Source organism: Aquisphaera insulae (genome assembly GCF_011064615.1).
Taxonomy (GTDB): domain Bacteria; phylum Planctomycetota; class Planctomycetia; order Isosphaerales; family Isosphaeraceae; genus Aquisphaera; species Aquisphaera insulae.
In genome coordinates this window covers 73,343-87,797 of sequence record NZ_JAALJH010000015.1, presented here as the reverse complement: position 1 = coordinate 87,797, position 14,455 = coordinate 73,343, and the positions used below count along the sequence as shown (strand labels likewise).

11 protein-coding genes are annotated in these 14,455 nt (G+C 70.9%); 6 read left to right on the top strand and 5 right to left on the bottom strand.

The genetic code is table 11. The annotated features are described in order from the left end of the window. Nucleotides 1-57 precede the first annotated feature (57 nt). The gene (locus tag G6O54_RS11215) at nucleotides 58-768 is read left to right on the top strand and encodes an acetylxylan esterase (RefSeq protein WP_165224814.1); all 711 of its coding nucleotides are present in this window, start codon (nucleotides 58-60) and stop codon (nucleotides 766-768) included. Here G6O54_RS11215 and G6O54_RS11210 read toward each other — a convergent pair. From G6O54_RS11210 to G6O54_RS11200, 3 genes are all read right to left on the bottom strand, one after another. Then, complete coding sequence (locus G6O54_RS11210) at nucleotides 737-1,720, bottom strand: sialate O-acetylesterase (protein ID WP_205678740.1); 984 nt, start codon at nucleotides 1,718-1,720, stop codon at nucleotides 737-739. The two genes, G6O54_RS11215 and G6O54_RS11210, sit on opposite strands and share 32 nt — an antisense overlap. Nucleotides 1,721-1,972: 252 nt before the next feature. Then, nucleotides 1,973-6,961: a serine/threonine-protein kinase gene (locus tag G6O54_RS11205; protein ID WP_165224811.1), complete on the bottom strand. Its 4,989-nt coding sequence runs from the start codon at nucleotides 6,959-6,961 to the stop codon at nucleotides 1,973-1,975. A 3-nt stretch (nucleotides 6,962-6,964) separates the two neighbouring features. Then, nucleotides 6,965-7,609 (bottom strand): sigma-70 family RNA polymerase sigma factor, encoded by a 645-nt coding sequence (locus tag G6O54_RS11200; RefSeq protein ID WP_250846830.1) that lies wholly within the window; start codon nucleotides 7,607-7,609, stop codon nucleotides 6,965-6,967. A 180-nt stretch (nucleotides 7,610-7,789) separates the two neighbouring features. On the opposite strand from G6O54_RS11200, the gene G6O54_RS11195 reads away from it, so the two are divergent. Continuing rightward, nucleotides 7,790-8,578, top strand: a complete 789-nt coding sequence (locus tag G6O54_RS11195) for a GNAT family N-acetyltransferase (RefSeq protein ID WP_165224808.1) — start codon at nucleotides 7,790-7,792, stop codon at nucleotides 8,576-8,578. Nucleotides 8,579-8,746: 168 nt separating this feature from the next. Then, nucleotides 8,747-10,807, top strand: a complete 2,061-nt coding sequence (locus tag G6O54_RS11190; protein ID WP_165224805.1) for a glycoside hydrolase family protein — start codon at nucleotides 8,747-8,749, stop codon at nucleotides 10,805-10,807. Between the two features lie 68 nt (nucleotides 10,808-10,875). On the opposite strand, the gene G6O54_RS11185 is transcribed toward G6O54_RS11190, so the two are convergent. Beyond that, on the bottom strand, nucleotides 10,876-11,166 hold the full coding sequence (locus tag G6O54_RS11185) for a hypothetical protein (protein WP_165224650.1): 291 nt from the start codon (nucleotides 11,164-11,166) through the stop codon (nucleotides 10,876-10,878). Between G6O54_RS11185 and G6O54_RS11180 the strand changes: the two genes are divergently transcribed. Then, on the top strand, nucleotides 11,047-12,345 hold the full coding sequence (locus G6O54_RS11180; RefSeq protein WP_165224801.1) for an AAA family ATPase: 1,299 nt from the start codon (nucleotides 11,047-11,049) through the stop codon (nucleotides 12,343-12,345). The genes G6O54_RS11185 and G6O54_RS11180 overlap by 120 nt on opposite strands. Beyond that, the gene (locus G6O54_RS11175; RefSeq protein ID WP_165224797.1) at nucleotides 12,342-12,584 is read left to right on the top strand and encodes an RloB domain-containing protein; all 243 of its coding nucleotides are present in this window, start codon (nucleotides 12,342-12,344) and stop codon (nucleotides 12,582-12,584) included. Before G6O54_RS11180 ends, G6O54_RS11175 begins: the two co-directional genes overlap by 4 nt. Here G6O54_RS11175 and G6O54_RS11170 read toward each other — a convergent pair. Further along, nucleotides 12,579-13,733, bottom strand: a complete 1,155-nt coding sequence (locus G6O54_RS11170; protein WP_165224794.1) for an ISAs1 family transposase — start codon at nucleotides 13,731-13,733, stop codon at nucleotides 12,579-12,581. The genes G6O54_RS11175 and G6O54_RS11170 overlap by 6 nt on opposite strands. Here G6O54_RS11170 and G6O54_RS11165 point away from each other — a divergent pair. Beyond that, nucleotides 13,732-14,352 carry an RloB family protein gene (locus G6O54_RS11165; protein WP_165224791.1) on the top strand — a complete coding sequence of 207 codons (621 nt, stop codon included), beginning with the start codon at nucleotides 13,732-13,734 and terminating at the stop codon, nucleotides 14,350-14,352. The genes G6O54_RS11170 and G6O54_RS11165 overlap by 2 nt on opposite strands. Nucleotides 14,353-14,455: the final 103 nt, after the last annotated feature.

The window sequence follows — 14,455 nt, the reverse complement described above, 5'->3', positions numbered from 1 at the left end:
ACGCGGCATCGAGCCGCCCCCTCGGATGTTCGGGACCACGTCGCTCGGAGACGTTCGATGAGACAGCATGCCGTTTCCCTGGCGATTGCCCTCGCCACGCTGGCCGCCGTGCTGGAGCTCGCCGCGGCCGATGAGCGCGGCGGCCGCGCGGGGGACGACGCGGGCCCCCCCGCATCGACGCTGAACAGGCCCACGACCCCCGCCACCGCGCCGGACGCCGAGGGGTTCATCCGGCGCTGGCTGGTCCTCGAGCCGATCCCGGCCGTCGGCCTGACGCAGGACGCCGTCCGGACGGCCATCAAGCCCGAATCCTCCCCGAACCAGCTCACGGTCATCCCGAAGGATGGCGACTCCGTGGACGTGGAGGGATCGCGGTTGACCTGGCACGCCGAGGAGACGACCGAGTACAACCTCAACCTCTATCATTTCGCCCGCTCGCTGAAGCGGCGGACGTCCAACGCCCTGTTCTGGGCCGTCACGGTCGTCCATTGCCCCGCCGAGATGAAGGACGTCCGCCTGGCCATCGGCTCCAACGCGGCCTCCGTGTGGTGGGTCAATGGCCGGGAAGTCATCGGCATCTATGGCGATCGCCAGACCGTCATCGATGACGGCGTCTCGAAGCGGCTGACGCTCAGGAAAGGGCCGAACGTCGTGCGCTGCGCGGTCGTCAACGGCGCCGGTGCGACCGACTTCTGCGCGAGGTTCCTGGACCCGAGTGGCGCACCCGTCCGAGGATTCACGGTGAGCCTGGGCGATGGTGCCCAGTAGAAGCGGCCGCCGCCCGGCCGGGCGCCCCCCCGCTCGCGATCTCCAGGGTTTCCGGGTACATGCCGAGCGATGCCGCCGCGGGGGCCTTCGCCTCGAGGCCGAGGCATTTCAGCATCCGGATCGCATACCGCTTGCCAAGCTCGCGGAAGCCGGCCGCCGAGAAGTGGAAGCCATCGCGGATTCCCTTACACCCCCTGGAAGAAATGATGTACGCGTTGGGGACGACCCTGGGCAGGTTCGCCAGGACCGCGCTGTTGAACCCCGCGCAGCGGCCGCCCTCCTCCGCACTCTTGAGCTCGCCGGCGAGCAGGGGCACGTCCTCGGGTTTCAGGCCCAGGTCCTTCATCAGGTTGTCGTAGATGCCCTTCACCTTCTTGCACCAATCCTCGTCGTTGGGATTCGACTCGCCCTGGTGCAGCAGGACTCCCTTGATCACGCCGTCCTGCTGGGCGATCTTCGCCATCTCGACCAGGCGCTTGTAGGGATTGTCCCCGTACTGCTTGCAGATGTTCTTCATCCACGGCGGGGCCTTCTCGAGGTAGCTCGCGTAGGAGTCCTTCTCCCAGAGCTCGATCCTGGCCCCGGCCACCGACACGTTGATCACGCCCACGCGGTACTCACGGGGCAGGTTCGCCACCATCGTGCGGCCGAAGAAGTCCACCGGGCCCATGCCATTCTCGGGGCGATTGAGCGGCGGCGTGGCGACATACCAGCGGCCCATCTGCCGATTGAGCTTCGGCATGTCCACCGTCGCCAGCATCCGGAACCGCTCGTCCACCGGCCCCTTGTCTTGCTCTTCGGGCCTGGCCCCGGCCTCCATGTTCGACTGCCCGAAGCAGAGGAAGATGTAGAACTTCGGATCCGGCTTCTTCTCCTGGGCGAAGGCCCTCGCCGAGAGGAGGAGCGTGGCGGCCGCAAGGATCGTCGTTTTCTTCATGGTCATGCTCGTCATCTGGTTGCGACTCCTCCCGACGTCGTGCACCTGGGACCGTGGCGATGGACGGTCACAGGCGCACGTCCTCGTCGATCTTCCGCCCGCGTGCGACGAATCGCCCGGGTGTGATCGTATACCATGGGCGGCCTCGGTGCTGCCCATCTCCGTGCGGGAGAGGCGGCTTCTGTCTCGACTCCTGAACGGCCATCTGGCTTCCGCCACGGCTCCCGGCGCGAAGGATGCGCACGCCGCGCGATCGGCGCGGAGTCATCAGCGGGCGAAGGGATCGGCCGGGAAGGCGCGGTCGAGGAGGAGGCCCCGCGCCCGATCGACGGACAGGCCGCGGACCGTCATCAGGGCCTCGACGGCCACATCCCGGGCCGCCTCGTCGGTCGGGTTCATCCCGGGCCGCCCGAGGGCGCGATCGCAGGCGGTCCGGGCCTCGTCGGGGCGGCCGAGCTGATGGCACGCGAGGGCCAGGAGGAAGCCGTCCAGGGCGGGGGAGCCGGGCCTGGCGGCGGAGCGCGCCAGCACCGCGGCGGCGGCCTCGCGGTCGCCGAGGAGGAGATGGGCCGCGCCCAGCCGGGTGCGCCCGTCCCGCTCGGCATCGGCCCGGATGGTCCGCAGGCTCGCCGGGAAGTAGGGGTTCGGGCGATCCGTGACCGACAGGCGGAACCGCCCCAGCGTGTCCCGATAAGGCAGCCCGAGCCCGGAGGTCAGCTCCACGCGGAGCCGCTTTCCTCGACCCGGGCCGGCCGGCGGGTCGGCCAGGAAAACGGCCCGATGGGGCCGTCCCGGCAGCGGCTCCTGCGACCAGACGCTCTCCATGGCCGTCCCGTTGGCCTTGCTCCGGACGGGAGAGGGGAACCCGGGCCCCCAGTGGTCGGCGCGGGCGTCGGCCAGGCGGATCGGGACCGGGGCGGAGGGCGAGGCGAGGTCGTCCATGCGGATCGACCTGATGGAGAAGAGGCCGCCGTCATGCGGCCCCGGCTGTCGCCCGGGGCCGCCCCCCGGCAGGTCCGGGTGGGTGAGCGCCTCGAGCTGCACCGCCGTGATCCCGGGCCGGCCCCCCGTCGCCTCGATCGTGCAGGTGTCGGCGGGCGGGCTCGGGCCGCCGGCCAGGATCGAGCCGTCGGGCAGCAGGGTCAACGTGGCGCCGGCCGCCGAGGTCATGACGTCGGGCCTTAGGACGGTCCAGCCCGCCACGGCGTCGGCGTCCGGGAGCAGCTCGGCCAGGGCCGCGGCGGCGGCCTCGTCGTCGGGGGCCCGGGAGAGCGTCCGCTCGCAGAGGGATCGCGCCTGCTGCAGGACGGTCGTCGAGCCCTCCGCCCAGCCGAGCTGCCCGAGCATCCGGCCCAGGTCGATCCACCGCCCTGGGTCGTCGTCGAGGGCCGCCGTGGCCCGCGAGAGGGCCTCTCGCGCCCGGGCGGGATCGCCGCGGCGATGGAGCCAAACGGCGTGCTCGATCCAGGGCGAGGGCTCATCGGCCCTTAGGTCGCGGGCCCGCGCCGAGGCGGCTTCGAAGCCCGCGGCGTCGCCCCGCTCCGCCAGGGCGCGGCCGCGACGGAGCCAGCCGGCGACGTCGCCGGCACCCGGCTCGCTCGCCGGGGTCGCGGACGGCCCGAGGTCCCAGAGGTGGAGGTCGAGGCCGGACGAATTGGCGACGATGCAGGAGCCGTCCGGGCTGACGGCCAGGCGGGGGGTGTAGCCCCGGCCGCCGACGGGCGGGCCGGAGCCGCGGAGCACCAGGATCTCCTGGCCGGTCCGGGCGTCGGCCAGGTGGACGTCGCCCTCGTATCCGAGCGAGGCCAGCCGCTCGCCGTCCGGCAGGAACCGCACGCAACTGACGCCCTTCGGGCCGGGATTCACGATCCGGGCGTCCGCGGCGAGGTCCCAGAGGTGGACCTTCACCTCGGTGAAGTCGGCGATGGCGATCCGGTTCCCGTCCGGGTGGAAGGCCAGGGAGGTGACCCACCCCAGGCCATCGAGGGATCCGAGCACGGCGCCCGTCTCCGCGTCCCAGGCGATGACCCAGAACGGCTCGCCCGGGCGATATCCGCCGCCCGCCACGAGCCGTCGGCCGTCGCCGCTGACGGCGAGGGCCTGGACCAGGCCCGGCCCCGCCTCGAAGTCCCGGAGCCGCCGGCCGGAGGCCACGTCCCAGAGGGTCACGATCGGCCGCCCCTTCGCCGGGTCGACCGCGGCCGATGCCAGCGACCCCCCGCGGGGGCCCAACGCGACCGCCGAGACCGCCCCGGCCGATCCCCGCAGCGTGGCGACCGGCCGCCCGATCGCGGCGTCCCAGACCCCGACGACGGACCGGTCGCCTCGCTGCGGCGCCGCGAGCCGCCGGCCATCGTCGCTGAAGGCGAAGTCGTCGCGGGGCCACCGCGGGCGATTGGTCGCGGGGATGAGCCGATCGACCCGCCCTCCGCCGTCGAGCGGATCGGTGGAGAAGAGCATGCCGGCCGACCACTCGATCCCCCGGATCCGGATGCCGCCCCGGTCGAGCCAGAGGGCCGCGACATGGGCGGACCCGCTGGCGACCCGGCGGCCTCCGGGCTCGCGGAGGGCATCGAGGACCTTCACCCCGCCCATCCCCCAGCCGGCCGCATAGAGCCGGCGGCCGTCGCGGCTGAACGCCAGGCCGCTGACCTGCGTGGCCCCGGTGAACAGGGCGGCTCGAAGCCGGCCGTTCGACGCGTCGAACACCTGGACGACCTCGGCGTCGCCGCCCGTCGCCAGCCACGTGCCGTCGGGGCTGAAGACGATCGGCTTCAGCTCCGCGGCCCCCTCCACCCGGAAGAGATCCGCGCCGCTCGCGGTGTCGCGGACGATCAGCCGCGTCCCGAGCAGGCTCGCTTCGGGGGCGGTCCAGGTCGCGGCCAGCCGGCGGCCGTCGGGCGACCAGGCGAGCGTGTGGACCCGGCCGGGTTGCGCCAGGGCCGGGCCTTGCGGCCGCTCGGCCCGCGGATCCCACCGGCGGACCTCCAGCCCGCGGCCCTCGGGCAAGCCCACGGCGATCCGGGCCCCGTCCGGGCTCCAGGCCAGGGCCCCGGCCTCCCCCGTGATCTCGAACGTCTCTCGCCCGGTCTCGGGATCCCAGATCCGCAGGGGGGCGCCCTCCGCGACCACGGCGATCCGGGTCCCGTCCGGGCTCCAGGCCAGCTCCGGCGAGCGGATCGTGCCGGCCGGGTCCACGCGGAGGGTCCTGAGCAGCCGGCCGTCTTCGGTGTCCCAGATCCGCACGTCCTCCCCGCCGTCGAGGGTCGCCAGGCGTCTCCCGTCGGGGCGGAAGGCGACGGCGTGGACGATCACCTCGTGCCCGGCCAGCTCGTGCCGGATCCGCCCGTCCGGCAGGCCGATCAGGTAGGCCGGGACCGGCCCGGCCTTCCTGGCATTCACCGCGTCGGGGTCCCAGCATCCGACGGCCAGCGTGCGGCCGTCGGGGCTGATCGCCAGGCAGCGGGCCTGGGCGGCGGTGGGCAGGGCGATGGTCCCCGATTCGGGCCGGCACCACTGGTCCAGGTAGGACCACTCCCAGCCGCGCCGGTCCGGCTCGCCGGGCCGGGGGCGGCACGCATCCAGCAGGCCCCTCGCCGTGGCGGGATCCCGCAGGCGGATCGCGCTCTCGGCCTGGCCGATGCGGGCGGTGTAGAGGTGCTGCTCGGCCCGCTCGCGCTGGAGGTCGGCCTGCTCGCGCGCCGCCACCGCGTCCAGCTTCGCCTCGCGCTCGCTCCTGGCCGTGTCCTGGTTGACCTTCGCCAGCGCCGCCATCCGCCGGGCGACCAGCACGGAGGAGGCCGTTGCCGCCAGCAGCACCGCCGTCAGCACCCCCCCCAGGATCGCGATCACGGGGTTGCGCCTCGCCCATCGCGCGTACCGTTCCGGCACGCCCACCCGCCGCGCCCGGATCGGCTGATCGTCGAGGAACCGCTGCAGGTCCTCGGCCATGGCCTCGGCGGTGGCGTAGCGGTCCGCCGGGTCCTTCTCGATCGCCTTGAGGACGATCGTCTCCAGGTCGCGGGGGATCCGCGGGTCTTTCGACCGGGGCCGGTCCGGCTCCATGACCCGGATCTGCTCGCTGAGCGCCACGCGATCCGGCGAATCGAACGCGGGCCGCAGGACCAGCAGCTCATAGAGGGTCAACCCCAGCGAGTAGACGTCGGCCCGGGCGTCGCCCCGGCCGCGGAACCGCTCCGGGGCCATGTAGCGGAGCGTGCCCAGGATGTCGCCGGTCCGCGTCAGCTCGTCGTCGTCGACCTTGGCCAGGCCGAAGTCGCTGACCCAGACCACCCCCTCGGTGTCGAGCAGGAGGTTCGACGGCTTGATGTCGCGGTGGAGGATGCCGCGGGCGTGGGCGTGCGCCAGCGCCGAGGCGACCTGGCGGCCGACGTGGGCCACGCCCCGGTGGAACGTCCGGTGCCGCGATTCCGCGGCCGAGAGCTGCGTGCCGCCCGGCATCACCGCCGATCGATCGGGGGCCGCCGCGGGGCCCCGGCCGGGCGCGGCGGCTGGGGCCGCGCCGTCGCCGTCGCCGTCGCCCTCGCCGGGGTGGGCCGTCGCGGGGCCCTGGCGGAACCGGCCCGTCAGCAGCGAGAGGGCGACGCTGGCCTCTGCCGCCATCCGGTGGGTCCGATCGGCCCTCGGCCGGTCGTCCTCGCCGCCCGCCGCGGGCGTCCCGTCGCGATCGCGATCGCGGTCGCGTCCGGATCGCGACACGTCCCGCAGCCGGCGCAGCTCGCGGATGACCGCGTCCAGGCTCTGCCCCTGGATGAACTGCATCGCGTAGTAGCGGACGTCCCCGTCCTGGCCCACGTCGAAGACCGGGACGATGTTGGTGTGGTGCAGCCGGGCCGAGGCGCGGGCCTCGCGGCGGAACCGGGCGAGCGTCATCGCGTCCCGGGCCGACGGCGACGGCAGGACCTTCAGCGCCACCCGGCGGCCGAGCGAGACCTGCTCGGCCTCGTAGACGATCCCCATGCCGCCGCGGCCGATCTCGCGGAGGATGCGATAGTCCCCCACCTGCGACGGGGGCGCGGAGTCGGCCGCGCCCTCGCGATCCCAGTCCTGGCAGATCTCCTTGGCCCGCTCCACCTGGGCCATCGCCGGGAAGACCTCGCGGATCTCGTCGGCGAGCTCCGGGTAGCGGTCGGCGTATTCCTTCAGCGCCGGCCGCTCGCCGCGCCGGAGCCGCGCGGCGAACTCCTCGGCGAGCCGGTCGAGCAGGTCGTCTCGCTCCGATTCCTCGAAGGCCATGGCTCAATGCCCCTCGGCCCCGCCCGGCCGCGACTCCAGGACCGCCTTCAACCTCCGCAGGGCCCGGATGTAGCGCTTGGCGCCGGCCTCCTCGGTGATCCCCAGCACCTGCGCCATCTCCGCCCGGCTGAGCTCCTCGAACTGCCGCAGCGCGATCGCCTCGCGGTCGATCGGGTCCAGGGCGTTGAGGGCCTCCTGGACCCGGAGCACCTGCTCGGCCCGGATCGCCGCGTTCGAGGGCGAGGTGAGCCGGCCCAGCAGCATCGAGGCGAGCGCCGCCGAGCTCGCCTGGGGCGTGGCGTCGCGATGCAGCGAGATCTCCTGGGAGACGTCGCGCATCTTGGTGCCGCGGTGCCGCCGGTGGCAGATCGCCAGCCGCTGGCTCACCACGCATCGCAGCCAGAGGAACGGCGGCAGGTCGGTGCCGCGGAGATAGGCGTCCAGGTGGCTGGCGGCGTCGAGGAACGCATCCTGGAGGACGTCGCTGGCGTCGATTCGCCCCTGGAGGCGCGCGTCCAGGCGGAGCTCGACCATCCGCCGCAGCCGGGCCCGGTGGCGCTGGAAGAGGTCCGTGAGCGCCTGCCTGTCGCCCCCGCGGAGCCGCTCGAGGAGATGCCCGGTATCGCTCGGATCGTTCGTCATGGCCATGGTCCTTACCCCTAATATGCGCCGCGGGGTGAATCCGGGACAACCTGGCGACCCCCCGGGAGAACGGGATCCCGGCCGGGCGAGCCGTTGCGTCGGGCGGCCCGCCATGCCATGCTGCGCCGGTCGACGCCCGAGCCGGCCTAGCCGCGGCGACGGACGTCGCGCGGGGGGGGGCCGGCCATGGAGATCGACGTGACGCGGGTGTCGGGCGACGAGGTGCGGGCCCTCCGGGACCTGCACCGCCGCGAGATGGACTGCCAGATCATCCTGGACTCCTGGCTCGGCCGCGGCTGGGCCGACCCGTACCTGCTGCGCCTCGACGGCCGCGTCGCGGGCTACGGCCTCGCCGGGGGCATCCGCGAGCAGCCCCGGGAGCTCGTCATCGAGTTCTACGTCCTCCCCGACCACCGGGCCGGGGCCCTGCCGCTCTTCCGCCGGTTCGTCGAGGTCAGCGGGGCGAAATCCGTGGAGGCGCAGTCGAACGACCTGCTGCTCACGCTCATGCTCTACGATGCCGCCGAGGCGATCGAATCCCCCGTGATCCTCTTCCAGGACGCGACGACGACCGGGCTGGCCGTCCCGGGCGCCGCCTGCCGCGAGGCGACCGAGGCCGACCGCGACCGGCTGGCCGCCCACGGCCTGGACACCGACGCGGGCTGGGTCGTCGAGGTCGGCGGCGGCGAAGGTGAAGGTGAAGGCGAGATCGTCGCCGCCGGCGGCCTGCTCTTCCACTACAACGTGCCCTATGGCGACATCTACATGGCGGTGGCCGACGCCCACCGCCGCCGCGGCTACGGCAGCTTCCTGGTCCAGGAGCTGAAGCGGGCCTGCTACGAGATGGGCCGGATCCCCTCGGCTCGCTGCAACGCGACCAACGTGGCCTCGCGGGCCACCCTCCAGAAGGCGGGCATGCTGCCGTGCGCCCGGGTCCTCACGGGCACCCTGCGGGGGACAGGGGCTGTCTCATAAGCGCGGCGCCGCGGATCACGCCAGGAACCGGAATCCGCTTCCCCCCTTACCAAGGGGGGATACAGGGGGGTTCTTCGATCGCCTCGGCCCGCGCCAACCACCCCCTCCAACTCCCCCTTGGTAAGGGGGAGAGCCGGATTTCGCTTTCCTCATCGAAGGGTCCTGATCATGAAATACCTGTCCGCGGCGATGCTGGCCGTGATGGTCGTCTGCTCTCCGTCGGCCGCGTCGGCCGCGCCCTGGGATCCGACGAGCCCTGATTACGCGGGCCGGCGCGGGGTGACGATCCACGTCTCTCGCGAGGGGGACAACACCGACGGGCGGAGCTGGAAGACCGCCTTCCGGACGATCCAGGCGGCGCTCGACGCCGTCCCCGACGACCGCGGCGGCCATACCATCCTGGTCCGGCCCGGGACGTACGTGGAGGCCAATCTCTCGCCCTCGAAGAAGGGGGCGGCCGGCGCCTACAACGCGATCGTCTGCGACTTCGACGGTGCGCTCGGCTCCGGCGCCACGGGCTGGGCCCTGATCGACTCGGGCGACCCGGCGAAGGGCTTCAAGAGCTGGGACTGGTGGGGGCCCATCCGCGCCTCGGACGCCCACTGGCCGACCGGCAACAACCGCGAGACGTTCTCGAGCATCGTCTGGGACCGCTGGCTGCTCCGTCGGCTCTACACGGCGGGGGGCGACGCCGGCCTCTTCTGGGACCTGACCAGCCGCAGCGGCGAGGGCTTCACCGTGGTCGTCGAGGACTGCGTCGGCACCGGCCGCGCCTTCGGCGGCGGCGTGGTCTATCCGACCGTCCGGCCCGCCGAGCCCAGCGTCTTCCGCCGCTGCTACTTCCTGGCCCTCGACTTCGTCGGCGACACCGCCGCCGTCCTGATGGGGGGCTGGGAGGACGCGATGCCCGAGGCCCCCCACGCGGTCTTCGAGGACTGCACCCTGGTCCATCCCGACAACGCCGTCGCCCTCTCGTACGCGAGCAAGTGTGCCCGGGCCAGATTCGTGAACTGCCGCCTGATCGTCCTCAACTTCACCCAGCCGGAGATGGGCGGCAAGAGCACCGGGATCCTCTGCACCGAGCACCACGGCCCCAAGGGGAAGCTCCACGTCGACCTCGAGAATTCCACCCTGGCCGGCTACAGCCTCTTCACCCCCGGCCCCGAGGGCGCGGCGGCGACCGCCTCCCTCCGCGGCGAGGTCTCCGCCTACGTCCAGTTCAAGCAGCCGGTCCCGCCCGGCTGGAAGCGCCTGGGTGCCTGGCCCGGCGACCTCTTCGCCCGGATCGCGCCCCCCTCGCCCGACGGCCGCGGCTGGCCCGGCGGAGGATCCGACGGGGCAGGGGGGGCGCACTCGCGGCCCCGGCTGACCAAGCTCCCGTTCGCCATCGCCGACGCGATGGAGAGCACCCCCGTCGTCTTCCAGGGCCGCCCGCTACTGGTCCACAACGTGCGGGATGACACAAAGGTGAACACCGATGCCTATGCGGGGTCCATGCACCTGTTGATCCGGGACCTCGTCACCGGCAAGGAGGTCGCGCGGTTCGGCCAGGGCCACTCGTTGGCCTCGGCGATCGTCGCCGGGCCGGAGCTGAACGTCTTCGCCAGCGAGGGGGGCAAGGACTGGTTCCGGGATATTTACCGGTTCTCCTCCGCCGACCTGAAGACCTGGAAGCGCGAGCCCGCGTTGAAGCGCGACGGCGGCGAGGCCCTGCTGAATGTCTCGGTCTGCCGCGACGACCGGGGCTACCTGATGGCGTACGAGTCGAACAAGCCCGTGGGCTTCTGCTTCAAGTTCGCGCGGTCGAAGGACCTGTCCGCCTGGGAGAAGGTCCCCGGCCTGATCTTCGCGGGGACGGGCAACGAGTACAGCGCCTGCCCGGTGATCCGGTATGTCGCCCCGTTCTACTACGTGATCTATCTCCACGCCGCGACGCCCGGCCACAAGGGCTGGATCTCCTACCTGGCCCGATCGAGGGACCTGACCGAATGGGAGCTGAGCCCCCTGAATCCGATCCTGGAGGCCGCCGACGGCGAGGGCCTGAACAACTCCGACGTGGACATCCTGGAGCGCGACGGCAAGACGTACCTCTACTACGCCACCGGCGACCAGTCGACCTGGAGCGCCCTCCGCGTGGCCGAGTTCGACGGCCCCCTCCCCGAGCTCTTCCGCGCATTCTTCCCGCCCGGCCACCCGACCGTCCGCGTCCGGGCGGATGGCACGCGGTGAGGCTCGCGGGGTGTGGGCCGGGTTGAATCGTTGGCAAGGAGGACTTCATCCCCATATGACCTGTAAATCTATGGCCCATGGGTGGACTCGGAAAAGCGCATGGCCGGAAACTCCGACTTGTGGTAACCGACGTCACCGTCCTGTAAAATCGGAAGAAATCCGGTTTTATCGGCGTTTTGCGCGGAGTTTCCTCGCTCGACTGCCCTGGATCGGTTTTTCAGAGGAAAGAAGGGGCCGCCATGCTCATCGAGTTTCGCGTCGAGAATCACCGCTCGATCCGCGATGAGCAAGTGCTCTCGATGGAAGCGGCCCGGATCGGCGATGAGTGCGATGGTCGACCGCGCGAAGTTGGGAGCCACGGAGCGAAGATCCTCCCGGTCGTCGCGATCTACGGAGCTAACGGGAGCGGCAAGAGCAACGTCCTGGCGGCGCTCGCGTATGTGAAAGACGCGGTAAGTCTCTCCCATCGATTGTGGGGGCCTGACGAAGGGGTTCCCAGGGATCCGTTCGCCTGGGGGGAGAAGCGAGATGAGCCCTCGCTGTACGAAGTCGAGATGATCATCGAAGGGATCCGTTATCAGTACGGGTTCACGTGCAACGATGATGCGTTCCTCGAGGAATGGATCTACGCCTGGCCCAACGGCAAGAAGCAGACCTGGCTCGAACGCGAGGGCAAGAGCTTCAAGTTCGGCGAGAACCTCCGGGGCGAGAATAAGGTCATTGAGGGATTGACCCGGCCGAACGCCCTCTACCTGTCGGCTGCCGCGCAGCTCAAACATCCGCAGCTATCGCCGCTCTTCTCGTGGTTCGGCTCCATCCACGCGATCAACCTGGCCGTCAGCCCCTCCTCATCCCGCCGGCTCTATCCGAACCAGCACCGCTTCGAACGAGAACTCGCCTCCATGCTCGAAGAGCCCGGCGAGATCCGACAGCCCAGCTTCCTCGAGGAGGAAAGGCCGGAATCGATGCTTGAGCCTTTCAAGGCGATGCTCCAGGCCGCCGACATCGGCATCGTCGACTTGAGGCTTGGCCGAGACGAGGCGCCGGGTGCGGGGAGGATGCTACGCGGCGCTCGTTTCGAGTTGAAGCACAGGTGCGAGTCGGATGACGCATGGCTGCCGCTCGAGGAGGAGTCCCGGGGCACCAGGACCCTCTTCCGCCTCGCCCTGCCCGTCCTCCGGTCCATCCGCTCCGGGGCTCCGCTGCTTGTGGACGAGCTTGAAGCGAGCATGCATCCGATGCTCGCGGACTTGATTGTCAGGCAGTATAACGACCCGGAGATCAACAGGCGGAACGCCCAACTCATCTTCTCCACCCACGACACGAACCTGCTCGGGACGCTGGTCGGGGAGCCGGCCCTGCGGCGAGATCAGGTATGGCTGACCGAGAAGGACCCGCGTGCGGCGACCGTCCTCTACCCGCTGACGGACTTCAAACCGCGCAAGGACGAGAACATCGAACGCGGGTACATCCAGGGGAGATATGGGGCTATCCCGTTCCTGGGCGATTTCCGGGTCCCCGGCGGAGAGGGCACATGAGCGGCCGCAACCGCCATCGGAGGCCGGGGCGGAGGGATCCGTTCCGCGACCCCCGGCCCATCGTGCTCATCGTCTGCGAGGGGGCGGAGACGGAGAAGCAGTACTTCGAGAAGTTCGCGCTCCATCACAAGAACGCACGAGTCCGCGTGGAGGTCGCGGATCAAGCGGGCGTGCCATTCTCCCTGGTCGAATTCGCGAAGCGGCGGAAGCGCGCAGGGCGATTGCACCATAAGTTATGATCCAGTTAGTACTTTCTCCATATAGCGATCATTGCAAGCGGCGGCGAGTCGCTTGTTCTTGATGCCGATCTTCTCGGACGTCTCATTCTTGAGCAGGCCCAGCGCGGCGCGGCGGACGACGCTCAGGTTGGCGTCGGCCAGGCCCCGGCGGACGCGACATGCGTCCTCCCCGAAGGTCACATCGAGTTGCCAATGCAGCGAATTCTCGATCGTCCAGTGGGCCCGGACCGCATCGGCGAACTCCTTCGCCCCCAGCGAGCGGCTGAGGATGTAGTAGCGCACCGCGTCGCTCTCCTTCCCGTCGCGGGTCGATATGTTGATCGCCACGCCGATCGCCTCCAGGCCCCTCCATCGCCCGCGGTCGGGCAGGTCGGCCGGCGCGGCGCAGACGTAGTACGCCCGGTGCTCGACGCGGCCGTGGCCCTTCTCCTTCGTCTCGTGCCGGCTCACCGCGACGCTCGCGAAGTCGTCCTCCATCCGGCCTATGAAGTAGTCCTGGATCCCGCGATGCAGCGTCGGCTGGTTGTCCTTCACCGCCAGGACGTAGTCGGCCTCGCGGGCGAGGATCGCCTCGGCGATCGCCGTCTGGCAGCCCATCGCGTCGATCGTCACCAGGCAGCCCTCGAGCTCCAGCAGCCTCAGCAGCGCCGGGATCGCCGTGATCTCGTTCGACTTCCCATCGACGACCACTTGCCCGAGGCTCAGGCGGTTGGCCGTCGCCCAGGCCGAGACCATGTGGATCGCCGACTTGCCCGAGGCCCGGTCGAAGCTCCCGCGCAACGTCTTGCCGTCGATGGCCACGACCTGGCCGGCGGTCGCCTCGTGGAGCTCGGCGATCCAGCCCAGCAGGCACTCCTCGAAGGCCGCGGGGTCCAACGCCTGGAAGATCGCGTTGAAGCGGTCGTGCGACGGGATCCCCGCCTCGAGGTCGAGGATCGTCGCCAGCCAGTCCCGCTTCGCCCGCCCCCAGGTGGCGATGGCGACGAAGTCGTCGGCCCCGCAGATCACGGCGCAGACGGCGATGGTGACGATGTTCACCAGCGGATAGGTCACCTTGCGCCGGCGCGGGTCGGTCAGGCCGGCGAAGTGGTCCTGAAGGCGGACCGAACGAGGTGCGGGAGCGGGCTCGGGAGACGGCTGCGACGACATGGCGGAAAGCCTCGGCCGCCGGCCCCCGCGCCGGGCTCCTGCCCGGCCGCCAAAGGGCCAGTCGTCAGCATCTTCGCAGATTACCCATGATGGCGCAATCGCCCTGCGGAAGCGCGCGATCGACAGGGAAGCCAGGCGCCAGAAGGATCCGAATATCGCTTATGATTCGGTGTGGTGCGTCTTCGACGTCGACGAGCATCCGCGCCTCGGCGACGCCAAGGTCATGGCGGCTGCACATGACATCAACCTGGCGATCTCGAATCCCTGCTTCGAGCTCTGGCTCATCCTGCACCTGCGAGAAAGCCCGGGCATGCAGCATCGACACGCCATGCAAGACCTCCTGGAGAGTCTCGTCCCCGGGTACGAGAAGCACGTCGATTTCCCGCGATACGCGCCAGGATATCCCCTGGCGGTGAGACGGGCCATGCGGCTCGACGCCCTCGCAAACGATGTCGGCACGCCCGGGCATAACCCGACGTCCAACGTCTACGAGCTGACAGAACTGATCCTCAAGGGTAGGGGTGAAGGGCAAGCGGAGCCGTCAACCCCCGAGCCGACCGAGGAGACGCAGCCCGCACCCGATGCAGGAGACTCGCCGGCGGAATCAGTTGACGGTTGATCTGCGCGAGGCGATTTCCTCTTCTGGGACTGAGCCGGGCGGTCGGGTGGCCGTGGTGGGACTCCACAGGACCGCCTCGGCCCGCGAGCATGGTCCGTCCGGC